The sequence below is a fragment of the Pseudomonas sp. PP3 genome, from assembly GCF_905336995.1.
Lineage (GTDB): Bacteria > Pseudomonadota > Gammaproteobacteria > Pseudomonadales > Pseudomonadaceae > Aquipseudomonas > Aquipseudomonas reinekei.
Window position 1 is genome coordinate 3,838,352 of sequence record NZ_HG995459.1, and the last position, 24,043, is coordinate 3,862,394.

Below are 24,043 nucleotides of genomic sequence, written 5' to 3' on the forward strand. Positions count from 1 at the left end.
CCATTGAAAATCCTGCAGGAGAGCTCTCATGCTCAGCCCCTCCCCCCCTCCACGCCCAGGGTTCTGGCTGCCGATCTTTGCCGGCCTGTGCGCCAGCCTGGTCAGCATTGGCCTGGCGCGTTTTGCCTACACACCGTTGATTCCCTCGCTGATCGAGGCTCGCTGGTTTTCCGCCAGCGATGTGGTGTCCCTTGGCGCCGCCAATCTGGTGGGTTACTTGATTGGCGCGCTGATCGGTCATCCACTGGCGCGGCATACCTCCAACAACACCGCCCTGCGCCTGATGATGCTGGCAGTGACCCTGGCGTTTTTCGCCTGTGCCTTTCCGTTGTCGGTGAGCTGGTTTTTCGGCTGGCGCCTGCTGTCCGGCATTGCCGGCGGCGCGATCATGGTGCTGGTGGCGGGCACGGTATTGCCACACGTCCCGGCTTCGCGCAAAGGCCTGGCCAGTGGGGCGATTTTTCTCGGGATCGGGCTGGGCATCGCCGGATCGGGGACGATCGTGCCGCCGCTGTTGAGCCTGGGCTTGCAGCAAACCTGGCTCGGCCTTGGTGCGCTGGCGCTGATCCTGACCGTTGCGAGCTGGTTTGCCTGGCCGTCAGCCGCGTCACGAACCACGCCGACGCTCGCCGATGCGAAATCGATCAACCCGAAGGTCTACCTGCTTTTTGCTCAATACGCCCTCATGGCCGTGGGACTGGTGCCGGCCATGGTGTTCCTGGTCGACTACGTAGCCCGCGGGCTCGGTGCAGGGCAGCACGTCGGCGGCCTGATCTGGGTGATGTACGGGCTCGGCGCAATCATCGGTCCGGTCAGTTATGGCTTTTTGGCCGATCGACTGGGCGCGCAGATGAGCATTCGCCTGGTCCTGGTGGTGCAAGCCATTGCCCTTGGCCTGCTGTCGATGTGCAGCGCGTTTACGGCGCTGGCATTGCTGGCGGTGATCCTCGGCTCGTTCCCGCCGGGCATCGTGCCGCTGGGGTTGGCCCGGGTTCACGAACTGATCCCCGAGCATCACCCACAACAGATCGCCTGGAGCCGCGCCACCGTATCGTTCGCCACCTTCCAGGCCATGGCCGGCTTCGCCTACTCGGTGCTGTTCAACGCTAGCGGCGGGCATCACGGATTGATGTTCGTGATTGCGGCCGGGGCGATTGTTGTGGCGCTGTTGCTGGAGTTGGTTGTGCGTTTGCCGACACGGTCCGATGAAAAAATCTGTGCCAATGCAGCAATCACATGATCCAAAAAAACGGTGGGAGCAGGCTCTCTCCCACAATTTCCAACTGAATTCATTGCAGAAAAGGCTCTTGACCATGTCTCTACCGCAAACCATGACCCACATCGAAATCACCCGACCCGGTGCCCCCGAAGTCTTGCAACCGCGTCAGGTCCCCGTGCCCAGGGCAGGTGCCGGCGAAGTGCTGATCCACGTGTACGCCGCCGGGGTTAATCGCCCGGATGTGCTGCAACGTGCCGGCAAATACCCGATGAAACCCGGCATGAACCCGATTCCGGGGCTGGAAGTGGCGGGTGAAGTGGTCGCCGTCGGGGCCGGTGTCAGCGAATTCGTCATCGGCGACAAAGTCTGTGCGCTGACCAATGGCGGCGGCTACGCCCAGTATTGCGCGGTCCCGGCCAGCCAGACCCTGCCGATCCCCGCTGGCATGAACTGGGTACAGGCTGCGGCGATCCCGGAAACGTTCTTCACCGTATGGGCCAACCTGTTCGAAATGGGCGGTGCCCGCAAAGGCCAGCGCGCGTTGATTCACGGTGGTACCAGCGGCATCGGCACCACCGCGTTGATGCTCTGCCGCGAGTTCGGCATCGAGGTTTTCGCGACAGCGGGCAGCGCGGAAAAATGTGCGGTGATTGGCGAACTGGGGGCCGAAGCGATCAACTATCGCGAGCAGGACTTCGCCCAGGTCATTGTCGATAAAACCGCGGGCCGCGGCGTCGATGTGATTCTCGACATCATGGGCGGTTCGTACCTGAACAGTAACGTCGCGGCCCTGGCCCTCGAAGGCCGGCTGGTGATGCTCGGCTTCCTCGGCGGCGCGGTGGCCAAGGAGATCGACCTGCTGGCGATCATGGCTAAACGCGCCATCGTCACCGGTTCGCTGCTGCGCTCGCGCACCCGCGAGGAAAAAGCCGCGATCGCGCAACAACTGCGCGAGCACGTGTGGCCAGTGTTGGCGGCCGGTCGTTGCCTGCCGATGATCGACCAGGTGTACCCGCTGACCGATGCATCGCTGGCCCATGCCCGAATGGAGGCCGGCGATCACATCGGCAAGATTGTCCTGAGCGTTGCTCAGTAACCGTCGCCCGCCGCCTGCGCGCCGCTGATGATGGCGATGCCAGAGCTGGTGCCCAGGCGTGTGGCACCCGCTTCGATCATCGCCAGCGCGGTCGGGTAGTCGCGCACCCCGCCCGAGGCCTTCACGCCGACCCCGGCGCCCACTGTGCGACGCATCAGCGCTACGTCGTCCACGGTGGCGCCGCTGCGGCTGAACCCGGTGGAGGTCTTGACGAACGCGACGTTCAGCTCACGGCAAATCTCGCAGGCCTTCACTTTTTCAGCGTCGTTGAGCAGACAGGTTTCGAGGATGACCTTCAGCGGTACGCTGCCACAGGCCTGTTTGACCCGCGCGATGTCGCTGTGAACCTGATCGAACAGACCGTCCTTCAACCAACCGATGTTCAACACCATGTCGATCTCCCCCGCTCCGGCGGCAATTGCCCGCTCGGCCTCGAAGGTTTTGCTGTCGCTGAGCCCGGCCCCCAAGGGAAAGCCGACTACCGCAACCACTTTGACGTTTTGCCCGGCCAGGCACTGCGACGCATGGGGCACTTGCCCGGAGTTCACGCACACCGAATAGAAGCCGTGCTCTTGCGCCTCACGGCACAGGGTTGCGATTTGCTCGCGAGAAGCGTCGGGCGCCAGCAAGGTATGATCGATAAATTGCGCCAGTGCCTGAGGTTCGAGGTGTGCCATCGCAAAAACTCCTGTTTGTGTATTCAAATGCCCCTGCGCCACAATCGAGGATCAATCGCGCAAAAACGTTACAAAATTAACAAATAATGTTACTTATTTAACACAAACAATCAACCCCGGAATGCCTGTGGACAGTAAAAAAGCCGAGCGCCTCAAGCTTATTCAACAAGCCCTGCAAGATCAGAGCGCCATTCACCTGCGTGAAATGGCCGCCTTGCTCGACGTTTCGGAGATGACTCTGCGCCGCGACCTGAGCAAGTACACCGACCACTTGCGCCTGCTCGGCGGCTACATCACCAAAATCCACGATGGCAACGAACCCAGCGATTACCGCGTGGCCGAACAGGACACCCGGCACGTCGAGGAAAAACGCCGGATCGGCAAACTGGCCGCCGGTTTCATCAAGCCTGGCGACACGGTATTTTTCGATTGCGGCACCACCACGCCGTTCGTGGTGGACTTCATTCCCGACGAACTGGAGTTCACCGCCGTGTGCAACTCCCTGAACGTCCTGCTCAAACTCTCGCAAAAGCCCAACTGCAATATCGTGGTGTGCGGCGGTACGTTCCACCGCAAAAACCAGGTGTTCGAGAACCAGAGCGAGCTCGGCATTCTCGATAGCGTGCGCCTGACCTGGGCCTTTGTTTCGGCCGCCGGAATCAGCCAGGACTTCGGCGTGACCTGCTTCAATTTCAATGAAGTGGAGGTCAAGCAGAAGGTCTTGCGCCAGGCCCAACAGCGGCTGCTGCTGGCCGATCACAGCAAGTTCGACACCGTGCGCACTGCGCATTTCGCGACGCTGGAGGACTTCCACTACGTCGTCAGTGACAAGAAAATTCCCAAGGCCTACCGCGACGCCATTACCGCCAGCGGTGCGCAGTTGATCATCTGACCAGGGCTTGTTGCTCCGTGGCGCTGAGGTAACCGGTGGTGACGCTGAACGCCGCCGTGTCCCCAGCCGCCAACGAGCGCACATGGCCCTTGGCGGATTCCGCCCGATAGCCTTCCGGCTCGCAGGTAGAGGGCAGCACGAACGCCGCCACCTGTTGATCGGCGTTGTGCAAAATCCAGCGCGCTGCATGCTCGAACTGGTCGGGTCGATAGCCGGTGTAGAATGCCGCGCCATCCGGACGACTCAACAGAAAATGCGCATGACCAGACGCGTCGGCACGCACGCCGTCGAAGAAGAACACGATTTCCGGATCGTAGAGTGCCGGGCGCTCCAGGCACTGAAACTGTTCAGGCTCGCGCGCCAACTGATCCATGTAAGCACTCCAGGCTGGCGTCGGCTTTACATGGGCCGGAATGCTGCTGCGCAAGCGCACACGTTCGACACCCAGAGGCTCGATGAATCGGCCGCCTTCGACGTAGGCGTAATTCATGTGCGCCATGTACATCAGGTCCATCGGTTTGGCCGCCAGGTTGGTCACCTGCATGTCGATATCGAACAACCCTGAATCGCCACGCAGCGTCACGCTCGGGTTCGCCCGATAGCGATCGCCAAAACCTTGCACGTATTCGTAATCGCCGCCCAGGCGCAGGTAGGGGCCGGCGCTGTCTTCACCCACTTCCAGCCAGGCATGGTCCATGGCCGCGCAAGGCATCTCGCCGTGCAGCGGGTGATCGTCTTGCGGGCTCGGACAGCCATTGCGCAGCAGACCACTGTGAAACATGAAACAGCCGTAGGTACCGATCACTGTCGGGCTTGGCCGGGGTTGGCTGAACAGGTTTTTCATGGTCAGGTCGCAACCGTCGAACACGGCAGACCAGATCATCTGCCCCTGATACGGCAACACCACCAGATGCCCGCGCCTGTTCGCCAACTCCACGGCCAGCACACCACTGGGATACACCCAGGCGCTGACCTTGAAGGACTCGGACTCCAACAAGGTTCTGCGTGCTTCGCCAAACAGCGACGGATAGAGATTGATCCGCGTGTTCATGATGCAGCCACCGCGCCGACCGGCGCCCGCTCGCTCTCGGCGTGTTTGAGGCAGCGCACCGCGTAGGCCACGATCACGATGAAGCACAGCAGCGGCACGCTATAGGCCAGTTGCATGTTGCCGCCGCTGTAGTCCGACAGCAGCCCCTGGAAGATCGGAATCACCCCGCCTCCGACGATACTCATCACCAGCAGCGAACCGCCGACACCGGTGTCTTCGCCCAATCCGTCGATGGTAAGGCCGTAGATGGTGGGCCAGCAGGGACCGAGGAACACGCTCACACCCACCGCCGCATACACGGCCGTGATGTTCGGTACCAGGATGGTGTAGGCCAGCAACAGGATGCACAGCACGCCGTATACCGCGAGTACCTTGGCCGGGTGCAGTTTGCGCATCAGTACGTTGGCGATCAGCTTGCCGACGAAGTACGCGGCGAAAGTGGTCAGCAGGAACCACGAAGCGCTGCGCTCGTTCATGCCACCCAATTGCATGGCCAGGCGAATGGTGAAGCTCCACACACCGACCTGGGCACCGACATACAGAAATTGCGCCAGCACACCAAAGGTGAAACGCGGATTGCGGCGTAACCGCGACAGGCTTTCACTCAGGCGCGTGGTTTTCTTGCTGACGGGCTGGTTGCCCTTGCAGGCGGGAAAGCGGGTGATGGCGATCAAAATAAACATCAGCACCAGCACCGCAATCATCCATTTGTATGGCAGCAACGTGGACTGGATCATCTGCAGTTGCTGGATCGCTGCGTCCGCAGCGCTCATCTGAGTCAGTTGCTCGTGGGTCGCGTCCGTGTCCTTGAACATCACGAAACTGCCGACGTACACCCCGGCCATCGCACCGAACGGGTGGAACGTCTGCGAAATATTCAGGCGACGGGTGCCGGTTTCCCGTGGCCCCATCAATGTCGAATAGGTGTTGCAGGCGGTTTCCAGAAAAGACAGCCCGGCCGCGATCACGAACAGCGCCAGCAGGAACATGCCGTACTTGGCGGTGGACGCCGCCGGGAAAAACAACAGGCAGCCGAACATGTACAGCATCAGGCCGATCAGGATGGTGGTCTTGTAGCTGAAACGGCGGACCACCAGCGCGGCTGGAATCGCCACGAAGAAATAGCCCAGGTAAAACGCCGACTGCACGAATGCGGTCTGGAAATCGCTGAGCAGGAACGCTTTTTTGAAATGCGCGATGAGCACGTCGTTCATGCTCGCGGCCGCCGCCCACAGCGCGAAGATGCTGCACAGCAGGATGAAGGCGAACCAGGGCGTGCGATTGAGGTAGAAACCGTCGGGCGTCTGTTGGAGCGGAGGCTTTGTCATTGTTGTTCTCCGTGGTGAGCTTGGGAAAAGTGCAGCCGTTGAATCACTCCGTCGTCGGGACGCCGAAGCTGCGCTGGAATTGCGCGAATGCGGGGGCGTCCGGGTAGGACGTCTGGGTGCCGAGCCCCGTGACCGAGCAGGCTGAATACGCCACGGCCTGGGTCATCGCGGCGCGGATGTCACGGTCGCGGCTCCAGTGATGGACGAAGCACCCGATGAATGCGTCCCCTGCGCCGGTGGTGTCACGGGCGGCCACCCGCAGACCGGGGATCTGGAATTCGCCTTCCTCGCCGACATACAGCGCGCCCTGCTGGCCGAGGGTCACGATGACGTGACGAATACCGCTGCTGACCAGGGTCTGCGCGGCATCGCGCGCTGACGCCGGCGAATCCACGACCTGGCCGGTGATCAGTGCCAGCTCGGATTCGTTGGGCACCAGGAAATCCAGCTGCGCCAAATGTTCCCGGCTCAGCCCCGACAAGGCCGGCGCCGGATTGAGCAGCACTGGAATCTTGTGTTCGCGCCCGAACTCGATGGCGTAATAGACGGTTTCAACGTTGATCTCCAGTTGCAGGACGATCAGCGAACATTCGTGCAACGCCTGTGCGGCGGCATCAATGTCCGTCGGGACGAGATGCGCGTTGGCGCCTTTGACGATGAGGATGCTGTTATGGGAGTCGGCCTGAACGAAAATCGGTGCCACGCCGCTGGACACTCCGGGCTCCCGTTGAACATGGCGGGTGTCGATGCCAAAGCGCTGGAAGTTGGCGAGGGTGTTGTCGGCAAACATGTCATCGCCGACCTTGGTCAGCATCAGCACATCCGCCCCGAGCTTGGCCGCCGCCACTGCCTGATTGGCACCCTTGCCGCCACAACCGAGGGCAAAACCCGGCGCTTCGAGTGTCTCGCCCTGGGCCGGCATGCGGTCGATGTAGGTAATCAGGTCGACCATGTTGCTGCCGATGACTGCGATCTTGCTCATTGCTTTCCCACCTTGATCCGGCTGGCCAGGCTTGAACCTGGCGTTTTTGTTTTGTTATTTAAATAACATTTAATGTGATTATTCAATCTTTTTTATCCAGAGTTTTCTCCCCGGTGGACGAGCGGCCTCCCACAAGTCGAAATTATTCCCGTCCCCGGCGCACATCTGCTAAAACGCGAACTTCATGTCTGCACCCATGGACCACCCGATGCCCACTGCCCTTCTCACACGCCTGCGTCGACGCTGGCTGCCACTGTTGTGCATGGCGGCTTTGGTTGTCGGTCTGCCCGTGGGTTGCGGCGCGCTCAAGTACAAGGAACGCGAGTTGCTGTTCCGCATCGAACCGGGCACGGCGGGTTGGTATCGCGGCTTGCCGCAGGATGTTCAGGCGTTCGACATCAAGCCTGCCGGTTTCAAGGCCGGGCAGAATCTGCATGCGTGGTGGTGGCCGGCCGCGCGCAAAGATGCGCCGTCGATTCTCTATCTGCACGGTGTGCGCTGGAACCTCACCGGCCAGGCGTTCCGCATCGAGCAGCTACGCGCCATGGGCTATTCGGTATTGGCGATTGACTACCGGGGCTTCGGCCAGAGCAAAGGCGATCTGCCGTCGGAAGCCAGTGTCTACGAAGATGCGCGGGCGGCGTGGGAGCGTTTCACGGTGATGCAACCTGATGCCGGCAAGCGCTTGATCTACGGTCATTCGCTGGGCGGTGCGGTGGCCATCGATCTTGCGGCAGACCTGGCTGCGCAGGCGAAGAAGAATCATGGCTCGGTGCCGGTCCGTGGCCTGGTGATCGAGTCCACCTTCACCTCGCTTGGCGATGCCGTGGCGGAAGTGGCCGATAACAACTTGCCGGTGAACTGGCTGCCGGTACGCTGGTTGTTGTCACAGAAGTTCGATTCCATCGACAAGATCGTCGACATCGACATGCCACTGCTGGTGGTCCACGGCCTGGCCGATCAGTTCATGCCGTCGCGATTCAGCCAGCAACTGTTCAATGCGGCCAACCCACCGAAAAGCCTGTTGCTGATTCCCGGCGGAACGCACAACAACAGCATGAGCCTGGGCGGCTCCCGGTATCGACAGGCACTCGATGGCTTGATGAAAGCCAAACCGTCGCAGATGGCCGGACCGACGGCGACGCGCAGCGCTCAGGACTCCTGAGCTTCACGCGCCGATGTCGGCCAATCCAGAACTGCTTGACTTAGCGGCTTGCGTTTTCCGCTTTCGGTTCAGGCGCGCAATCGTCGATCCCCGTCACGCTGCTCCGGGGGACGAACTGCACGGCTTTGGATACTGTTCGCCAGGGACGAACGATGTACATGCCATCCGCCTCGGCCAGCAGACGCAACCGAATGCTACTGCCCGGATTTTCCGGGTCCTTGATCGCATCCAGTAACTGGGTGCCGGGTGCCCAGGTCATCACCGTGCAATTGCGAGCACCGGACGAAGGCAATTGCAAGGTAACCCCCGCCAATTTGGCGCTCGCCTGGGGGATGAGCCCCACTACAAAGATGACAACCATCGCCGCCAGCGCCGCGTGTGCGACGGGGTGCTCATGGCGCCGCATGACCACCACAAAATAAGCGCCGCCCAACTGGATCAACCACAGCACAATCAGCTCCAGGAGCATGAACGGCAAGAACAGCCAGACGTCATCCACGTACTCGCTGACGCTCCGTGCAAGCACCACCGTGACATTGAGGATCGCGACCCACTGCACCAGGGCCGACATCACGCAAGCGAACCAGAACTCGAAGGAAACACGGGTTTTCCATACGCGGGTAATAATCCACGCATGTCCCAATAATGTGAGCATCCCCAAGCCCACCATGCCGACAATCCAGCCGCCACTGGTATAGCCATAGGCCGCAAAGGCGCCGATCACCCAGACGTAAAGGCCCAGCAACAACACTCCATACAACCAGTGCAAGATCAGACGTCGATGGAGCGGGGTCAGTCCGGATTTGCCCCGATCGAAGCTCAAGTGGTCACTCAAGCGTTCGCCGGAATCATTCAACCGTTGAAACAGGATGAACGCAGGCATGACGATCAATGCCCCGAGCATCGCGATCACGAACACCAGCATGGCGAACATCGCCGGCAAGGCCGCGACAACGGCGGAAGACGTGATGCTTAGCGGTATTTTTTCCACCTGGATGTACTGGAACAGGTAAATCCCGGCGATCAGCAAAATGCTACCGCCCAACGGCCAGGCACGCTCATTGAGCCACAACAAGCCTTGGCTCAATTGCGCGTAGCGGTTTCTCGAAGGATGTTTGGAGGCAGCTTCAGCTGTTTTTGCGCAATCGGTGACGTCGACCGGTTCCAGTTCCATGAACAATAAATCCTTGTTTCAGCAGTGTTGAGGCGCGGTGGCAGGCTTCGAATGTACAGGCCGGCGTTGGCAAAAACATCAGCTGCGCAGCGAATCAGAAGTCTCTGTCAGAAAATTCGCATCGCCCGTTTGGTAGCGCGCCCGATACCGCCCCGGACTTTCCCCCGTCCATTTCTTGAATGCCCGGTGAAACGCGCTCGGCTCCTGGAAGCCCAACTGCTCGGCGATGTCACTGATGCTCGCGCGGCTTTCGCGAAGTTGCTCGAACGCCACTGCGCGTCGCACTTCGTCCTTGATCTCCTGATAGGAACAGCCCTCGCGCTCCAGTTTTCGGCGAAAGGTGCTGGGGCTCAAGTGTTGTTCCAGGGCAAAGGCCTGCAGGGTCGGCCATTCGCTGTAATGACTGTTGCGCAGGCGTTGATGCACTTGCGACGCCAGACCATGCTGATTGCGAAAACGGATCACCAGCCATTGCGGCGCGGTGCGCAAAAATACTTTCAGCGAGGCCAGGTCCTGCACAACCGGTAAGCGCAGGTAGTGGCTGGCGAACTCGATTTCGGTGCGCTCGGCTCCAAAGGTCAGGTTAGGTCCCCAGAGTAAACGGTCATCGCTCAGCGACAGGCGTTCATGGCGAAAGTCCGCGCGGTCGATGGGAATGCGCCGGCCGCCCAGCCAACAGAGCAAACTGATCATCAACACCAGGAACGTTTCTTCGCCGAAACGACTGGCATCGACGTTCTGTGAATCGGTGTCCAGGCTGATCACCGCGCGTTTGCCGCGCACGGTCAGCGTGCCGCGAAAGTCGCGCAGGAACAGGCCGAAATTGGCCAGGCATTGGCGCATGGCCTTGTGCAGGTCGGGCTCCTGGATCAATGCCCGGCAAATCAGCGCAAAAGCCCCCGGCGGCATGCCATGGGAGTCGAGGCCGAAGAACTCGTCATTGAGCTCGCGGATCTGGATCAGCCACAACGCCGCAAAGGCACTGGCCGGCACCCGCGCCGATGGCTGCTGCATCACGGCGGGATCGACGCCGGCCTGTTCCAGCACGCCACGCACACGCTGCGGATCGTCCGCCAGCCCATGGATCATTGCCTGCACGAAGTAGGCGGCCACTGAATCCTTTTCCCGCATGTGAACGCTTCTCTCCCGATCACTCGAAATGGCAAAAAACATCAGTCCCGTTGAACAGTTTCGGCATAGGACAACCGCCCTGCCGGTTCTAGACTCGCGGCAATAGTACGCTTTCGGTCGCCATGGCGGCCAAGGTATCGCAGGGTTTATCGGAAGGACGGCAACATGAATCTGCAAAACATTGGCGTGATCGGCGCTGGCACCATGGGCAACGGCATCGCGCAAGTCTGCGCCCTCGCCGGCTTCAACGTGACCTTGCTCGACATCAGCGAAAGCGCTTTGCAAAAAGCCCTCGCGACGGTTGGTAAAAACCTCGATCGGCAGATCGCCAAGGACACCCTGACCACCGAACAGAAAAACCTCGCCCTCGACAAGATTCGCACCAGCACCGATTACAGCAGCCTGCACAACGCGCAGTTGGTCATCGAAGCCGCCACGGAAAATCTCGATCTGAAACTGCGGGTGCTGCAACAGATTGCCGCGCAGGTCAGCGCAGATTGCGTGATCGCGTCCAACACCTCGTCGCTGTCGATCACCCAGCTCGCCGCCAGTGTCAGCCAGCCTGAGCGCTTCATCGGCCTGCACTTCTTCAACCCGGTGCCGGTGATGGGCCTGATCGAAGTCATTCGCGGCCTGCAGACCAGTGACGCTACCCACGCACTGGCGCTGGACATGGCCACCACCCTGGGCAAAACCGCGATCACTGCCGGCAACCGTCCGGGGTTCGTGGTCAACCGGATTCTGGTGCCGATGATCAATGAAGCGATCCTGGTGTTTCAGGAAGGCCTGGCCAGCGCCGAAGACATTGACGCCGGCATGCGCCTAGGCTGCAACCAGCCCATCGGCCCGTTGGCGCTGGCCGACCTGATCGGCCTCGACACCCTGCTGGCGATCATGGAGGCGTTCTACGAAGGCTTCAACGACAGCAAATATCGGCCGGCGCCGCTGCTCAAGGAAATGGTGGCCGCCGGTTACCTGGGACGCAAAACGGGGCGCGGCTTCCATGCCTATGCCTGAGCGTTGCTCGCGTTTCGCCGAATACCGCGACAAGGTGCTGGAACTGTTCGCCTGCAAGGGTTTCGGTCAAGTCGGCATGCGTGAGCTCGCGACGTGCCTGGGGCTTTCCCCGGGCTCGTTGTATCACCACTACCCGAGCAAACAGCACCTGTTGCTGGACCTCATCGAAGAATTCTACGAAGAGTTGCTGGCGACACTGGGACGCATCCCGCAAAAGGCTCCGGCCAAACGCGACCGACTCAACAACCTGATTCGCGCGCACCTCAATTTGCACCGCGACATGCCGTGGCATTTTCGCCTGGTGGAACGCGACAGCGGCTGCCTGAATGAAGAGCAGCAGGCACGGGTCCGGCAATTGCGCGAGCAGTACGAACGCACGTTGCTGGTGGTGCTCGGCGCTCGCTCGCGCTTCAGCGAATCCGGCCAACTGGCGGCCGGGCACGCCATTGCCTCATTGCTCAACAGCGCGCCCAGTTGGCTGACCACTCATGCCCTGGACGAGCAAGAGCACAATGAATTGCTGGAGAACCTGGTGAGCGGTGCCATCGAACGCCTGCTGGCGCCAAGGCGCACGGGCGACGCGATAAGCATCAGCCGATCCATCGAAAAAACATCTAACAATATTCAGGCAGCCGCCGCGTTTTAGCGCTTTGCTGTCCCCGGTCAGAACATCAGAATTCATCGCGCCAAGCGATGTCCGAACCGATGTGCACCTTCATTGACCGGGAGCAGAACCATGAGAATCAATCCTTACCTCATCTTCAACGGCGACTGCAAAACCGCTTTCACCTTCTATGAGCAATGCCTGCAGGGCACAATCGAAGCGATGATGTCCTTCGGCGAAACACCTGCCGCCGAGCACGTGCCGAAAGAACATCACCACCTGATCATCCACACCTGCCTGAAAGTCGGCGATCAGATGCTGATGGCTTCAGATACCACGCCCGACCGCCCTACCCAAGGCATGAGCGGCTGCTCGATCTCGCTGAATGTCGACAGCATCGCCGAAGCCGAGCAGGTGTTTAAGGCGCTGGCCGATGGCGGCACAGTCGAAATGCCACTGGACGCCACTTTCTGGGCGGCACGCTTCGGCATGCTGGTCGACAAGTTTGGTGTGTCGTGGATGGTCAACTGCGAAAAGGACCAGTGACATCACCTGTCTGTTGCACGCCTGAAACAGCCCAATCTGAAAGGTTTGGGCTTTCTGGCAACTCCCCGGCCGTCTGCTACCGTCAACATAACGTCCCTTGTAGCCATGGACTGCAAACCGTCAACGGTCGAACACTCAAAGGGATGGTTCATCAAGTAACGGAAATAGCCGGGCCACAGGCGTTGTACAACCTTTCGTCGCAAAGCAAAACACGGGGTGCAATTCATACCCGTGTCTGGCTTACGGCTTGCACAGGCGGAGCGTCGCTGCCCGGAATGACATAATTCTGACACGGCAGCACCTCAAACTAATGCTTAAGGACTCCAGCGAAACGCTTGGTCAGTCACCGGAGATGTAACGTGTCAACTCTCAATGAAATCGCAGCGAACCACGCGAGAATGGCCAAGGCAAAAGAGTTGGAGGCAACCGGGTTGGGCGAGCGACAGCTTCAGATTGTGGGCAGTTTTGAAATCCCCTCCATGGATAACCAGCAGCCGGTCGTGTCCATGCACCTTGTGGCCGGTGCACAGGAAAATGCTCTGAGTTCAGCCTACCCGCTCAACCACTAGCGCCAATCCAGAAAACGAAACAGTTCTTCCTCCTGCTCGAAGTGCAATTGCACGAGGGTGTCGTAAACGTTGGTACTGGATGTCCCGTTCGTCTATTACATCTCTCTTGCCGAGAATCCGGTGCGGGTCGGACGCCGCGCCGCCTATCCTTAGTGAGTCATCCCTATTGGCGTCACTTCTCATGTCGAATGTTCGCACTTTGCAAGTGCATGTCTTGAAGGCTGCGTGTTCGAACTGCAGTGTGATGGAGTTGTGCCTGCCCATCGGCATGACCGGCCAGGAAGTCGAACGTCTGGACAGCTTGATCGTGCAACGCTTCAAGGTCAAAAAGGGCGCAGCGCTTTACCGGGCTGGTGATCCGCTGCGCTCGCTGTATGCGGTGCGCATCGGCTCGTTCAAGACCAGCATTCTGTCGGTCGATGGTCGCGAGCAGGTCACGGGATTTCAGATCCCCGGCGAAATGCTCGGTCTGGACGCTATCAGCACGGACTTGCATGCGTGCAACGCGGTAGCGCTTGAAGACAGCGAGGTCTGCCCTATCCACTTTGCTCATCTGGAAGAACTGGCCCATGAGCTGCCCTCCCTGCAGCACAGCTTCAACAAAATCCTCAGCCGGGAAATCGTGCGCGATCACGACATGCTGATGATGCTGGGCAACATGAACTCGGACGAGCGTCTGGCAGCCTTTCTGCTGAACCTGTCACAACGTTTGAAAACCCGTGGATATTCATCGACGGATTTCGTGTTGAAAATGCGCCGCGAGGAAATCGGCTCCTATTTGGGGCTGCGCCTGGAGACTATTTGCCGGGGCATCGCCCATCTGCGGGATCAAGCGCTCGTGGAAATTTCCGGCCGTGACGTCAAGATCCTCAATCTGGAGGGTCTCAAACAGTTGATTGCCGGCTGCCATCGCCCTCCTGCCTGTTGATCCCGGTCATCCTGTGCGCGCCATGGTTCTACACTCGCCCGGTCAGCCGCTGCGACGCGAAGAGCGGCCCATTCCGACACCCGGGGCCCATCAACTGTTGATCAAAGTCCTGGCCTGCGGCGTCTGCCGCACCGATTTACATCTGGTAGACGGTGAATTGCCTCAAGCGGTGCTGCCCCGGGTGCCGGGGCATGAAATCGTCGGTGAGGTCGTAGCGGTCGGCCCCCATGCAGCCGCAGAGCGCATCGGCCAGCGGGTGGGTGTTCCCTGGCTCGGCTGGACATGTGGGCAGTGCGCATACTGTCAGAGCGGACGGGAAAACCTCTGCGATCAGGCCCTGTTCACCGGATGTCATCTGGACGGTGGTTACGCCGAATATACCGTGGCCGACCAACGCTTCTGTTTCCCTGTTCCGCAGGCCCTTTCCATCACTGAAGCTGCACCGTTGCTGTGTGCCGGGCTGATCGGTTTTCGCGCCTTGCAAATGGCACAAAGCGCCCACCACCTCGGGTTATATGGTTTTGGAGCCGCAGCGCATCTGGCCATTCAAGTCGCACGGGGACGAGGTCAAGAGGTGTACGCTTTCACTCGACCGGATGACACCGAAGGACAGGCGTATGCCCGATCCCTGGGGGCGACATGGTCCGGTTCGTCGGACCAGACACCTCCGCACCTGCTCGATGCCAGCCTGATTTTCGCGCCGGTGGGGGCGCTGGTGCCACTGGCGCTGGCCGCCACTGTCAAGGGGGGCTGCGTGATTTGCGCCGGCATTCACATGAGTGACATCCCCGCCTTTCCTTATCGGTTGCTATGGGGCGAGCGTAGCGTGCGATCGGTGGCCAACCTGACCCGCGACGATGGCACCGCGTTTTTTAAAGAACTGCAGCACACCCCCGTACATTGCGACACCACTCGGTTTTCCCTCGACGATGCCAATCAGGCACTGGCGCTGTTGCGCAGCGGTCAGTTCAACGGCGCGATCGTGCTAGTGCCGTGAGACGCCTTCGGCTACTCCGTGATCCCCCGCGCACGATCATTGCTTTGCACCCAGCGCCGCCATATACCGGGCGACTCGCTGGATCGCAAAATAGTCGGCCTAGTTCGGCAATCTGAGTCTTGGTCAAGTGGGACAATCCCCCATGTACCGGCTGTCTGTTTCAGCGCTACGAGTTTGCGGAAAATACGGTTGGCGTGAACGTCTGCCGCACACAGCGATACTTCGGCGCGGGCTCGACGGCCATCTCTGCGTCTGCCGCCCCCTCACTCAAAAGGACAAGCGCCTGGCCAGTTCGTCATGAGGCTGCCACAGGGCATTAATGCAAGCCTCTTCGTCCTTTTGCGTAACGGGTTCAAGGGCCATCGGTTCAAGCAGGTGTTTGTCGACCATGGCCAGGCGCACCAGGCCATTTTTGTCGACCAGATGATGGGCCACGCATTCACACAACGACCGAGGGAGGGTTTCTGGAAGGGAATCTATTTCGGCATTTTCAAACTCGACCTCTAAACGTGCCGTGCACGTGTTGACCAGATCCTGCACCTCGTGAGAGGCGAAGTTCAACACCATGAGATAGCCTGCCATCAACGCCACCGAGACCAACAGCAAGAGGGTTGCCTCACGCTTCCAGGAACGCAGGCCCGGCCAGTGCAGGCACCTGTGCGCCGCCCCCCTGCTCCAGTCCTGAACCGCGTGATAACGGTTGAAAAGCTTGTGGTTCGACATGGCGGGATCTCTCACCCTTGTTATCAAAACAATGGCGCTCACTGAAAAATACCGTTTGATCTGGATCAAGCCGGGCGCACAAACAGAGATCACGTTGAGGTTTTCGTCATGATCCTGCGGTGCGGTCACTGCTTGAGAGTTCGACGCTATCGCGATACTCCGGCACCGACACCGACCACCCCAACTCCTGGCTGATGCGCCGGCGCAGCACATCCGAGGCGTTAGGTTCCCCATGGACGACGAAGGTGTGTTTAGGCGGCTGCTTGAACCCACGCAACCACTGCATGATTTCCTCAGCATCGGCGTGTGCGGACAGTGTTTGCATCGGTACCACCTCGGCGCGGATCGGCACGTCCTTGCCGTGGATACGCACCGAAGAGACTCCCGCAACAATTTGCGCACCACGAGTGCCACCGGCCTGGAAGCCAGGCATTAGCAGCGTGTTGATCGGATTGGGCGCCAGTGCCTTGAGGTGATGGACCACCCGCCGCGATTGTGCAGTCGCAATTGCTTGAAGCCCTGGAACAGACCGCAGTCGATCAGCACATGTTGGTTGCCATGCTCCAGCAGATACTTGCTACCCGTGACCGTACCCGCGGCACCTAGAAATGTGATTCGCATGGCCGTTGCCGACGATCATCAAACTGCACGGGGCCCGGTTCAACAGGCTCTCGGCGGTATCGCCGATAAACCGTTCAGGCGCCTGGTGATAAACCGTGCCGAGCACCACCATGTCGAAGGCATGCTGTTGTGCGAACAATCCAATGACCTTGTGGGGAATACCCGTCAGGAGATGTCGATGTGCATCCTTGACGCAATAGCGCTCGGCAAGCACATCGAAAGCCTCTTGCTGAGTATCTTCAATCGCGTCCCTGAAGCTGTCATCAAGACTGCCTGTCGGCACACTCTTCAGTGCATCGCTGATTTCTGACCAACGACTGACGTTAAGCAAGTGCAGCTCGGCGCCGCAACTGGCTGCCAGGGTCGAGGCCAGATCGACTATTCGGTCATTCAAACCCTGCGTCAACTCTTCCAGATGGGACAAATCGATCGCCGCCAGGATTTTCAATGGTTTGGGATTTCTGGCACTGGTCACCAGATGCAGGTGCGCCGGACACTCGCGCAGCAGGCGCCAGTCCAGGGCGCGGTGAAAGGCTCGGTCGAGCGCTGGCACGTAATGCGTATCCTTGATCACCAGGTCCGGATGGAAGTCACTCACGTATTCCAGCAGGTTGGTCAGGCTTGACCTCGCCCAGACCACTTCGGTGCTCACTTGCACGCCGCCACATCGGTAAAAACGGGCCTGCTGCTCCAGCCAATGACGGTGCACTTGCAAATAGCCTTCTCGCGCCTGGGCCATCGCGTCGTGATCCAGCAGCCCGGCTACCGCCAACGCCTGAACATAATCGAACGCGACAAAGTGCAACAACGCACCGGTTGCACACGCCAGGGCATGTGCACGCTCAAACGCCGGGCTATGAGTCATTTCGCTGGGGGCTATCAATAGAATGCGTTTGAGCTTGAACATCACGTACCTCACCCTGGGTCCTGCATGCCTGTTGATTTTGGGTCTCATGCCGAGGGGGAACCTGACTTTTATCAACGAATCAGCCCATGATTGGCTTTGGCGATATTTCACCCGTGGGCGACATCAAGTGATTGACCGGGTTGGTGCTTATCACCTGGACCGCTTCCTTTGTGTTTCTGGAAATGCAGAAATACTGGAAACGCAAATAGCCGCTATCGCGGTCGAATCACCTCAATGGGCGTCCGTCCTCCACAGTGCATCGACTAGCTGTCGAGCCGGGTCGTGCCATCCAACGCGGTACACATTCGAGCTAAACCGCCAGAACGCAGCATGGTGCCTGATACAAGATATGCTCGGTCGTGCTGCCCAGGAGTTTGTCCAGACCATGGGACTGGACTCTGCCCATCACGATCACATCCACGTTGTGTTCATCAGCAAACTCACTCAACACCTTGACCGGGTGTCCGTCTATGAAATGTCGACGGTCCGCGGGCACACCGAACTGTCCTGCCAACCGCAGGAAAGACTCTTCCAGGTCCTTGCGCAGCGCTTTAGTCAGGTCCGCGAGCGTGAGGCCGTCCATGTGCCCAGAAAAGCAGCCGAGATATCGCAGGCGAAAAGCAAATGCAGCTCGGCATTGCACTGCATGGCAAGACGGCAAGCCTGCTTGATGATCCGGTCATTAAGTTCGTCGTCAGCTGACTCGACCTCCGATACTTCGACTGCAGCGACAACCTTGCGGGGCAAGCCCAAGCCGCTGCCGCCGACCAGATAAACCGGTACCGGACAGTGACGTAATAAATGCCAGTCCAACGGCGTGAAAAAGGCCCGCTTGAGCACCGAGGCATGGTCAATTTCCTTGATCAACACGTCCGGCTGCATGTCCGTGACGTGATCAATGACGTCTTGCTTCATGTCCTGCGCCCACGCTATCTCCGTGGTCACCTCAATTCCCCGGCCACGCAGGTTCTGCGCCTGAGCCTCCAGCCAGCCGCGATGGTCCTGCAGGTATTGCTCGCGGGCCAGGGTTCGATCACCCTCCTCAAGCAGCGATAACCATTTGAGCGAGGGGATCAGCGCCGCGATATGCAAACTCGCGCCGCTGGCCTTGGCCAGTGCTGCGGCATGATTCACGGCGGGAGAATGACGCAGCGCCGGATTGATGATCAGTAATAGACGTTGATACTGGCTCATGATCCATCTCCAAAGGACGGGGAAATACGACGCAAACCGCTGATGGTCAGGCGTCAGTGATTGGCCCTGACCGCCAGAATGCTGCCTGGCACAGAGTACAACGCTCGCTCTGTGTTGCTGCCGATCAGCCGGTCGATCCCCACTCGATGCACGGTGCCCATCACCACGACGTCGGCCAGGTATTGCTCGACAAACTCACTGATCACCGGCACCGGTAAACCCATGACGAAATGCCGGCGCTCCGGTGGTACTCCGTAGCGTTCTGCCAAGGTTATAAAGGCCTGGTGCAGGGATTGACGCAGCTCTTCGCTTAAATCCACCCCCCAACCGCCCCCGATCAGTGGCGCCTCGCCGTTGAAGGCCGGCGATAGATCGTAGGCGTATAGCAGGTGTAACGGCGCATCGCATTGCAGGGCCAGGGCGTTGGCAGTCTGAATGATGGTGTCGTTCAATCCGCTGATATGAGTCGAAGGATCGAACGGGTCGACTGCCGCGACAACCCTGTGAGGCAGGCTGTAGCGAACCTGGTTGACCAGGTGCACAGGGATCGGGCACTCACGCAACAAGTGGCAATCGAGTGGGGTAATGAACACCCGCTTGAGCACAGGTTCGAGGGTGACATCCTTGATCAGCAGATCGGGTTTGAGATCCCCGACCGTCTTCAAAATGTCCAGCAGCGGATGAGTGGTGAACACGGCTTTGACCGTCACCTCAAGGCCCAGGTCGCCGAGCCGATCCAACTCTTCGACCTCCCAGCGATGGTAGCGCCGCACATAGCGCTGATGCTCTGCGTCGTCGATTTTTTCCTGCCACAAATGCACCACCGGCGCCGGTTCGACAAAGGCCCGCACATCCAGCACGGCCCCGGCCGCCTTGGCCAATGCGACGGCGCGCAACTGGGCAGGAGACTGATGCAGGCTTGGGTCAGCGATCAGCAGAAAACGTTGAAATTGCCCCATCACACACCTCCGTTCGACTCCGGTCATGCAGTGCCGGCATGCTTGAAGACTGCGCGTCATCCCTGCGTGCGGTTTGATTTACATCAAGCACAAGCCAATCAATGCCGCCGGCACCGGAGTCTGATCCAGATCAGATTCAAGCATCGACAGCGGTGTAGAAAGGATTCAAGCGTGGTTCTTTTGCCGCGAGCCAACCTTTCAAACCGCACTGGAGGAAACACCCCATGCTTACCGTCAAAGACCACAATGATCGGGCTGCAGCCGCCTACGCTGCGGTCCACGGCCAATACTGGATCGAAGCACTCAAGGACGGTCGTCACGTGCTGATTCGACCGCTGGCGGAAAAGGATCGCGACCGGGAATATGCCTTCATCAAACGACTGTCTCCCGAGTCCCGCCACATGCGTTTTCTCGCGCAGATCAACGAACCCGGCGCGGCGATGCTCAATCAGTTGATGGACACTGACAATAAACAGCGTGTTGCCTATATCGCCCTGGTCCATGACAACGGGCAACTGATCGAGATCGGCATCAGCCGTTACGCGGCCACCCGCGAGCATGAGTGTGAATGTGCAGTAACGGTGGCCGATGAATGGACTCATCTGGGGCTGGGCACATTACTGATGGAGCATCTGATCAAGGCCGCCCGCAAAAACGGCTTCCGCCAAATGTATTCCGTGGACTCGTCCAGCAATGCACCCATGCGCGACCTGGCCAAGGCGCTCGGCTTCGAAACGCACAATGATCCGGACGACAGCCGTCAGGTGATCCATCGGCTTTACCTGTAGAAAGTCGCCCCGCGATGTGCCGGCCAACGGCTCATCGCGGGGCGCTCAAGCCCTCACGATTGCAGCATTTTCCCCGGTTTGATCGCCAATACACTGCACGGCGCCCGGTGCAGCAGTTGCTCGGCCGTGGTGCCCAGTAGTTTGCTCAACCCCTTGTTTTGCACCGTGCCCATGACGATGACATCGATGTCGTGCTCACTGACAAACTCACAAATACTCGGCACGGGGGCTCCCTCCATGAAATGCCTGCGCTCCGGTGGCACGCCGTGGCGTTCAGCAATGGCCGCAAATGCTTCATGCTGGGCCGTTCCCAACATTTCGTAGACCCCGGTGGCCAACGGCAATGCACCAAAACCCATGTCCTGGACATACACAGCCGTCCAGTCATACACATGCACCAGTTCAAGATTGGCGTCACAGAGCGCCGCCAGCTTTGCGGCTGCATCGATAATCTGGTCATTGAACACAAGGTCCTGATCCTCATCGCGCAGCACATCAATGATGGCCAATACGTTGCGAGGCCGGGCATTCAACGGCGTGGTCACCAGGTGCACCGGCACAGGACAATCACGCAGCAATTGCCAATCCAGCGGGGTGAAAAACACGCGCTTGAACGTCGACTCCTCCTGCGCGTCCTTGATGATCAGCGTCAGCGGCATCTCATTGATGAAGTTCAGGATCTCCTCAAAAGGATGCTGAACCCACACCACCTCGCTGGTGACCTCCACGCCATGCTTGCTCATTAATCCGGCCTGATCGACGAGCCATTGGCGATGGGTTTGCAGATAGCCATCCCGGGCCAGCGCGAATTGTTCCGGAGCAAACAACCCGGCCACCGCCAGGGCCTGTGAATAGTCGAACGCCACGATGTGCACTGGCAATTGCATCGCCAGCGCCAACGCCGCGGCCCGGTCGAAGGCCGGGGTGCGGGTCATGGCAGGCGGGGCGATCAAGAGTAAACGTTGCATCTGCGACATGGAGCACCTCGGCACGCGGCCATTTCAATCCACTAATAGAGGCACAGATTGATCCCTGGCAGTTTTGAGCATTTGATTTTTGTCAGTGCCGCGCGCGATATCCGTCAGGCAATTCCCGCGCCTGCCCCCATCGCCAGAGTCAGCAACACTCGGCCAGACATGGGGTGCCTCGATACGTGCCTTGAGCAGGCCGACAAATGCCTGCGCTTCTCCCAGGCTGTTGAAGCTCACTTTAAAGTCATCCATGCACACGACCCAGCAATGACTTGCCGGTTTCTGCGCGATATCAATGATCATAGCGACCTCCGTATTGCTTCGAAAATCATCGCGCACAGCCTCACGGCGTAATCGCGACTTTCATGACACCGTCCCGCTGGTGGGCAAACAATCCACGAGCCCAAAGACTGCGCCGGGAAGACGGACGAAAAATTGATAATGGTCAATAATTGGGTCATGGGTTGAAGTCCGGATCACCGCGCGTCGGGCCATACCATCCTTTCCCCTGGATTTGACAAAGATCAACACCGGCGTCCTGAACAGCGGCAGGCTAGGTTCAGGCTTCACTGCCCAAGAACACCGCAGCCATCGGGGCAAGCGATTACCTACCGGAGATCTGTCATGTCCGATCAACTACGCTTCATGCTGGTCGTCTCACCGCTGATGGAAAACAGCCCTGCCTTCGACCGGGCCGCTGCCTTGGCGAAGGCTGCAGGTGCTGCACTGCACATCGTGGCGTTCGATTATCTTGAAGGGTTGGCGACTGCCGCGATGGTCAACGAGCAGGCGCTGGAACAGATGCGACTGGGCTATGTCGAGCGCCATCGTCAGTGGCTCGAAGACCAGGCCCGCCCCTTGCGCAAGATCGGTGTGCAGGTCACCACGGAAGTCGTCTGGGTCGAAAGACCCTTGCAGGAGATCCTCATTCATCTCAAAGAACAGCCGATGGCCGTATTGATCAAGGCCCTGGAGCGCGAATCGCTGCTGTCACGCCTGATGTTTACCCCGTTGGATATTCACCTGCTACGTGAATGCCCGGTGCCCCTGCATTTTGTCAGTGATGTGCACCATGCTTTGCCGCGCAAGATCGTCGCCGCCGTTGACCCGTTTCATTCTGATGACAAGTACAAGGGCTTCAACGACAGAATCCTGCGTGAGGCCTCCAAACTGGCGAGCACCTGTGATGCAGTACTGGACGTGATCTACGCCCATGACCTTTCCAGCATCAGCGCGGACGAATTCGGTTTCAGTAATGGCTCGGCATTTTTCTCCACGGCAAAAGCCAAGACGCTATTCGATGCGCAGGCTGATGCGTTTCGCGACCTTTCCGAGCGCAATGGCATCCCGCCGGAACACCAGCACATGATCATGGGCAATCCCGCCAAGGTGCTGTCCAGCTATGCGCAGGCCTATGACACCGATGTGATTGTCATGGGACGGATTGGTCACCACGGCATGGAGCGGCTGGTTGGCAGTACGGTGGAACATCTGCTGTACAAGTTGCCCTGCAGCGTGTGGGTGGTATCCCCGGAAAAAATCTGAACAATTGCCGGTCATCCATTCCCTGTATCGACTATTTAGCGCTGGAGAAGCCTCATGAATGTCGACTGGCAAAACTTCACGCCCTGGTCATCCCTTGCCGGTGGCGCCTTGATTGGCCTGGCGGCCAGTTTATTCGTCGTCGCCAACGGGCGTATCGCCGGCATCAGCGGTCTGATCGGCAGTCTTTTACAGCGTGGGAGCGAGGGGGTGAGTGAGAAAGCGCTGTTTCTCCTGGGCCTGCTCATCGCGCCGCTGCTATGGGGCTTGTTCGCCACGCTGCCGCCGATCGAGTTCCAAAGTGGCGGGTTCGCCCTGATCGTCGCCGGTGTATTGGTAGGCATCGGCACCCGTTACGGCTCGGGATGCACCAGTGGCCATGGCGTGTGCGGCATATCGCGCCTTTCACCGCGGTCGATGGTCGCCACGGCGTGTTTCATGTTCAGTGGTTTCGCCACGGTGTTTGTCTTGCGTCATCTGCTGGGGGGGTGAACATGACCAAACTGACTGCGTTCATTGCTGGCCTGCTGTTCGGCTTGGGTCTGCTTCTGGCAGGCATGGCCAACCCCGGCAAAGTACTCGCTTTCCTGGATTTAACCGGGGCCTGGGACCCTTCCCTGGCGCTGGTCATGGTCGGCGCAATTGGCATAGCCGTTGGCCCGCTAACCTGGGCGCGACAACAATCCAGTTCGCTGCTGGGAAGGCCCATGCAGCTACCGGTCAAACGTGAGATGGACCCGCGTTTGATTGGCGGGAGCCTATTGTTCGGCATCGGCTGGGGCATAGCGGGCATCTGTCCGGGCCCCGCCGTCGCCATTCTGCTGACAGGACACTGGCAAGTGATCGTGTTCGTGTTGGCCATGCTGACGGGCATGTGGGTGTTTACTGCGCTGGAGACTCGGCGCCACCCTTGAACGGGTGGATTGGTTGAGTGCCGGTGGAGACTGGTATTGTCGCTTTCT

25 protein-coding genes and 3 pseudogenes are annotated in these 24,043 nt (G+C 59.4%); 15 read left to right on the top strand and 13 right to left on the bottom strand.

The window, feature by feature from the left end; translation table 11 throughout:
• Positions 1–28: 28 nt before the first annotated feature.
• Both KHO07_RS17315 and KHO07_RS17320 read left to right on the top strand, forming a co-directional pair.
• Positions 29–1,240: a YbfB/YjiJ family MFS transporter gene (locus tag KHO07_RS17315; RefSeq protein ID WP_212625010.1), complete on the top strand. Its 1,212-nt coding sequence runs from the start codon at positions 29–31 to the stop codon at positions 1,238–1,240.
• A 73-nt stretch (positions 1,241–1,313) separates the two neighbouring features.
• Positions 1,314–2,315, top strand: coding sequence for an NAD(P)H-quinone oxidoreductase (locus KHO07_RS17320; protein ID WP_212625011.1), 1,002 nt, complete (start codon positions 1,314–1,316; stop codon positions 2,313–2,315).
• Here the strand turns inward: KHO07_RS17320 and deoC are convergent.
• A complete protein-coding gene (gene deoC, locus KHO07_RS17325) occupies positions 2,309–2,992 on the bottom strand; it encodes a deoxyribose-phosphate aldolase (protein ID WP_212625012.1) in 684 nt (227 codons plus the stop codon). The two genes, KHO07_RS17320 and deoC, sit on opposite strands and share 7 nt — an antisense overlap.
• A 127-nt stretch (positions 2,993–3,119) precedes the next feature.
• Here deoC and deoR point away from each other — a divergent pair, with 127 nt between their 5' ends.
• Entirely contained in the window at positions 3,120–3,884 is a 765-nt protein-coding gene (gene deoR / locus KHO07_RS17330; RefSeq protein ID WP_150733502.1) for a DNA-binding transcriptional repressor DeoR, read from the top strand.
• Here deoR and KHO07_RS17335 read toward each other — a convergent pair.
• Genes KHO07_RS17335 through rbsK form a run of 3 tightly spaced genes read right to left on the bottom strand, consistent with a single transcriptional unit; the run spans position 3,877 to position 7,245 of the window.
• The gene (locus tag KHO07_RS17335) at positions 3,877–4,935 is read right to left on the bottom strand and encodes an aldose 1-epimerase family protein (protein ID WP_212625013.1); all 1,059 of its coding nucleotides are present in this window, start codon (positions 4,933–4,935) and stop codon (positions 3,877–3,879) included. The genes deoR and KHO07_RS17335 overlap by 8 nt on opposite strands.
• Positions 4,932–6,263 carry an L-fucose:H+ symporter permease gene (fucP, locus tag KHO07_RS17340; RefSeq protein ID WP_212625014.1) on the bottom strand — a complete coding sequence of 444 codons (1,332 nt, stop codon included), beginning with the start codon at positions 6,261–6,263 and terminating at the stop codon, positions 4,932–4,934. Before fucP ends, KHO07_RS17335 begins: the two co-directional genes overlap by 4 nt.
• 43 nt (positions 6,264–6,306) lie before the next feature.
• Positions 6,307–7,245 (bottom strand): ribokinase, encoded by a 939-nt coding sequence (gene rbsK, locus KHO07_RS17345; RefSeq protein ID WP_212625015.1) that lies wholly within the window; start codon positions 7,243–7,245, stop codon positions 6,307–6,309.
• 208 nt (positions 7,246–7,453) lie between these two features.
• Between rbsK and KHO07_RS17350 the strand changes: the two genes are divergently transcribed.
• Positions 7,454–8,410: an alpha/beta hydrolase gene (locus tag KHO07_RS17350; RefSeq protein WP_075945780.1), complete on the top strand. Its 957-nt coding sequence runs from the start codon at positions 7,454–7,456 to the stop codon at positions 8,408–8,410.
• Between the two features lie 40 nt (positions 8,411–8,450).
• Here the strand turns inward: KHO07_RS17350 and KHO07_RS17355 are convergent, their stop codons facing one another.
• The gene (locus KHO07_RS17355) at positions 8,451–9,584 is read right to left on the bottom strand and encodes a hypothetical protein (RefSeq protein ID WP_212625016.1); all 1,134 of its coding nucleotides are present in this window, start codon (positions 9,582–9,584) and stop codon (positions 8,451–8,453) included.
• Between the two features lie 78 nt (positions 9,585–9,662).
• On the bottom strand, positions 9,663–10,715 hold the full coding sequence (locus KHO07_RS17360) for an AraC family transcriptional regulator (protein WP_212625017.1): 1,053 nt from the start codon (positions 10,713–10,715) through the stop codon (positions 9,663–9,665).
• A 165-nt stretch (positions 10,716–10,880) separates the two neighbouring features.
• Between KHO07_RS17360 and KHO07_RS17365 the strand changes: the two genes are divergently transcribed.
• The 6 genes from KHO07_RS17365 (at position 10,881) to KHO07_RS17390 (ending at position 15,376) form a co-directional block, all read left to right on the top strand.
• Positions 10,881–11,732 carry a 3-hydroxybutyryl-CoA dehydrogenase gene (locus KHO07_RS17365; protein WP_075945782.1) on the top strand — a complete coding sequence of 284 codons (852 nt, stop codon included), beginning with the start codon at positions 10,881–10,883 and terminating at the stop codon, positions 11,730–11,732.
• Positions 11,719–12,378, top strand: a complete 660-nt coding sequence (locus KHO07_RS17370; RefSeq protein ID WP_212625018.1) for a TetR/AcrR family transcriptional regulator — start codon at positions 11,719–11,721, stop codon at positions 12,376–12,378. The genes KHO07_RS17365 and KHO07_RS17370 overlap by 14 nt, the downstream gene beginning before the upstream one ends.
• A gap of 90 nt (positions 12,379–12,468) precedes the next feature.
• The gene (locus KHO07_RS17375; protein WP_212625019.1) at positions 12,469–12,882 is read left to right on the top strand and encodes a VOC family protein; all 414 of its coding nucleotides are present in this window, start codon (positions 12,469–12,471) and stop codon (positions 12,880–12,882) included.
• Between the two features lie 359 nt (positions 12,883–13,241).
• Positions 13,242–13,451 (top strand): hypothetical protein, encoded by a 210-nt coding sequence (locus tag KHO07_RS17380; protein ID WP_075945785.1) that lies wholly within the window; start codon positions 13,242–13,244, stop codon positions 13,449–13,451.
• A gap of 181 nt (positions 13,452–13,632) precedes the next feature.
• The gene (fnr, locus tag KHO07_RS17385) at positions 13,633–14,379 is read left to right on the top strand and encodes a fumarate/nitrate reduction transcriptional regulator Fnr (RefSeq protein ID WP_150733487.1); all 747 of its coding nucleotides are present in this window, start codon (positions 13,633–13,635) and stop codon (positions 14,377–14,379) included.
• Positions 14,380–14,392: 13 nt separating this feature from the next.
• Positions 14,393–15,376 carry a zinc-dependent alcohol dehydrogenase family protein gene (locus tag KHO07_RS17390; RefSeq protein WP_212625020.1) on the top strand — a complete coding sequence of 328 codons (984 nt, stop codon included), beginning with the start codon at positions 14,393–14,395 and terminating at the stop codon, positions 15,374–15,376.
• A gap of 267 nt (positions 15,377–15,643) precedes the next feature.
• Here KHO07_RS17390 and KHO07_RS17395 read toward each other — a convergent pair whose 3' ends face one another.
• From KHO07_RS17395 to KHO07_RS17405, 3 genes and pseudogenes are all read right to left on the bottom strand, one after another.
• Complete coding sequence (locus KHO07_RS17395) at positions 15,644–16,228, bottom strand: hypothetical protein (protein WP_244858228.1); 585 nt, start codon at positions 16,226–16,228, stop codon at positions 15,644–15,646.
• Positions 16,206–16,586: pseudogene (locus tag KHO07_RS17400) on the bottom strand (MBL fold metallo-hydrolase RNA specificity domain-containing protein); the annotation flags it as partial. The gene KHO07_RS17395 and the pseudogene KHO07_RS17400, both read right to left, overlap by 23 nt.
• 90 nt (positions 16,587–16,676) lie before the next feature.
• Positions 16,677–17,627: a universal stress protein gene (locus KHO07_RS17405; RefSeq protein ID WP_212625021.1), complete on the bottom strand. Its 951-nt coding sequence runs from the start codon at positions 17,625–17,627 to the stop codon at positions 16,677–16,679.
• 89 nt (positions 17,628–17,716) lie between these two features.
• On the opposite strand from KHO07_RS17405, the pseudogene KHO07_RS17410 reads away from it, so the two are divergent.
• A pseudogene (locus tag KHO07_RS17410) lies at positions 17,717–17,836 on the top strand (two pore domain potassium channel family protein); the annotation flags it as partial.
• A gap of 101 nt (positions 17,837–17,937) precedes the next feature.
• Here KHO07_RS17410 and KHO07_RS17415 read toward each other — a convergent pair.
• Positions 17,938–18,821, bottom strand: a pseudogene (locus KHO07_RS17415) (universal stress protein).
• A 53-nt stretch (positions 18,822–18,874) separates the two neighbouring features.
• Positions 18,875–19,780 (bottom strand): universal stress protein, encoded by a 906-nt coding sequence (locus KHO07_RS17420; protein ID WP_212625022.1) that lies wholly within the window; start codon positions 19,778–19,780, stop codon positions 18,875–18,877.
• 224 nt (positions 19,781–20,004) lie between these two features.
• On the opposite strand from KHO07_RS17420, the gene KHO07_RS17425 reads away from it, so the two are divergent.
• Positions 20,005–20,568 (top strand): GNAT family N-acetyltransferase, encoded by a 564-nt coding sequence (locus tag KHO07_RS17425; protein ID WP_150733475.1) that lies wholly within the window; start codon positions 20,005–20,007, stop codon positions 20,566–20,568.
• A gap of 53 nt (positions 20,569–20,621) precedes the next feature.
• Here the strand turns inward: KHO07_RS17425 and KHO07_RS17430 are convergent, their stop codons facing one another.
• Both KHO07_RS17430 and KHO07_RS17435 read right to left on the bottom strand, forming a co-directional pair.
• Complete coding sequence (locus KHO07_RS17430) at positions 20,622–21,545, bottom strand: universal stress protein (RefSeq protein WP_212625023.1); 924 nt, start codon at positions 21,543–21,545, stop codon at positions 20,622–20,624.
• A gap of 24 nt (positions 21,546–21,569) precedes the next feature.
• The gene (locus KHO07_RS17435) at positions 21,570–21,842 is read right to left on the bottom strand and encodes a hypothetical protein (RefSeq protein WP_212627709.1); all 273 of its coding nucleotides are present in this window, start codon (positions 21,840–21,842) and stop codon (positions 21,570–21,572) included.
• A gap of 321 nt (positions 21,843–22,163) precedes the next feature.
• On the opposite strand from KHO07_RS17435, the gene KHO07_RS17440 reads away from it, so the two are divergent.
• The 3 genes from KHO07_RS17440 to KHO07_RS17450 are packed head-to-tail and all read left to right on the top strand — an operon-like array spanning position 22,164 to position 23,995.
• Positions 22,164–23,084 (top strand): universal stress protein, encoded by a 921-nt coding sequence (locus KHO07_RS17440; protein ID WP_212625024.1) that lies wholly within the window; start codon positions 22,164–22,166, stop codon positions 23,082–23,084.
• 54 nt (positions 23,085–23,138) lie between these two features.
• Positions 23,139–23,573 (top strand): YeeE/YedE family protein, encoded by a 435-nt coding sequence (locus KHO07_RS17445; protein ID WP_150733471.1) that lies wholly within the window; start codon positions 23,139–23,141, stop codon positions 23,571–23,573.
• A 2-nt stretch (positions 23,574–23,575) separates the two neighbouring features.
• Positions 23,576–23,995 (top strand): DUF6691 family protein, encoded by a 420-nt coding sequence (locus tag KHO07_RS17450; RefSeq protein WP_212625025.1) that lies wholly within the window; start codon positions 23,576–23,578, stop codon positions 23,993–23,995.
• The last annotated feature ends 48 nt before the right edge of the window (positions 23,996–24,043 follow it).

Bases quoted from the DNA above. Each gene is read 5' to 3' on its own strand.
- KHO07_RS17315 (WP_212625010.1), top strand. From the start codon at position 29: ATGCTCAGCCCCTCCCCCCCTCCACGCCCAGGGTTCTGGCTGCCGATC.
- KHO07_RS17320 (WP_212625011.1), top strand. From the start codon at position 1,314: ATGTCTCTACCGCAAACCATGACCCACATCGAAATCACCCGACCCGGT.
- deoC (WP_212625012.1), bottom strand. From the start codon at position 2,992: ATGGCACACCTCGAACCTCAGGCACTGGCGCAATTTATCGATCATACC.
- KHO07_RS17335 (WP_212625013.1), bottom strand. From the start codon at position 4,935: ATGAACACGCGGATCAATCTCTATCCGTCGCTGTTTGGCGAAGCACGC.
- fucP (WP_212625014.1), bottom strand. From the start codon at position 6,263: ATGACAAAGCCTCCGCTCCAACAGACGCCCGACGGTTTCTACCTCAAT.
- rbsK (WP_212625015.1), bottom strand. From the start codon at position 7,245: ATGAGCAAGATCGCAGTCATCGGCAGCAACATGGTCGACCTGATTACC.
- KHO07_RS17350 (WP_075945780.1), top strand. From the start codon at position 7,454: ATGCCCACTGCCCTTCTCACACGCCTGCGTCGACGCTGGCTGCCACTG.
- KHO07_RS17355 (WP_212625016.1), bottom strand. From the start codon at position 9,584: ATGGAACTGGAACCGGTCGACGTCACCGATTGCGCAAAAACAGCTGAA.
- KHO07_RS17360 (WP_212625017.1), bottom strand. From the start codon at position 10,715: ATGCGGGAAAAGGATTCAGTGGCCGCCTACTTCGTGCAGGCAATGATC.
- KHO07_RS17365 (WP_075945782.1), top strand. From the start codon at position 10,881: ATGAATCTGCAAAACATTGGCGTGATCGGCGCTGGCACCATGGGCAAC.
- KHO07_RS17370 (WP_212625018.1), top strand. From the start codon at position 11,719: ATGCCTATGCCTGAGCGTTGCTCGCGTTTCGCCGAATACCGCGACAAG.
- KHO07_RS17375 (WP_212625019.1), top strand. From the start codon at position 12,469: ATGAGAATCAATCCTTACCTCATCTTCAACGGCGACTGCAAAACCGCT.
- fnr (WP_150733487.1), top strand. From the start codon at position 13,633: ATGTCGAATGTTCGCACTTTGCAAGTGCATGTCTTGAAGGCTGCGTGT.
- KHO07_RS17405 (WP_212625021.1), bottom strand. From the start codon at position 17,627: ATGTTCAAGCTCAAACGCATTCTATTGATAGCCCCCAGCGAAATGACT.
- KHO07_RS17420 (WP_212625022.1), bottom strand. From the start codon at position 19,780: ATGGGGCAATTTCAACGTTTTCTGCTGATCGCTGACCCAAGCCTGCAT.
- KHO07_RS17425 (WP_150733475.1), top strand. From the start codon at position 20,005: ATGCTTACCGTCAAAGACCACAATGATCGGGCTGCAGCCGCCTACGCT.
- KHO07_RS17430 (WP_212625023.1), bottom strand. From the start codon at position 21,545: ATGTCGCAGATGCAACGTTTACTCTTGATCGCCCCGCCTGCCATGACC.
- KHO07_RS17435 (WP_212627709.1), bottom strand. From the start codon at position 21,842: ATGATCATTGATATCGCGCAGAAACCGGCAAGTCATTGCTGGGTCGTG.
- KHO07_RS17440 (WP_212625024.1), top strand. From the start codon at position 22,164: ATGTCCGATCAACTACGCTTCATGCTGGTCGTCTCACCGCTGATGGAA.
- KHO07_RS17445 (WP_150733471.1), top strand. From the start codon at position 23,139: ATGAATGTCGACTGGCAAAACTTCACGCCCTGGTCATCCCTTGCCGGT.
- KHO07_RS17450 (WP_212625025.1), top strand. From the start codon at position 23,576: ATGACCAAACTGACTGCGTTCATTGCTGGCCTGCTGTTCGGCTTGGGT.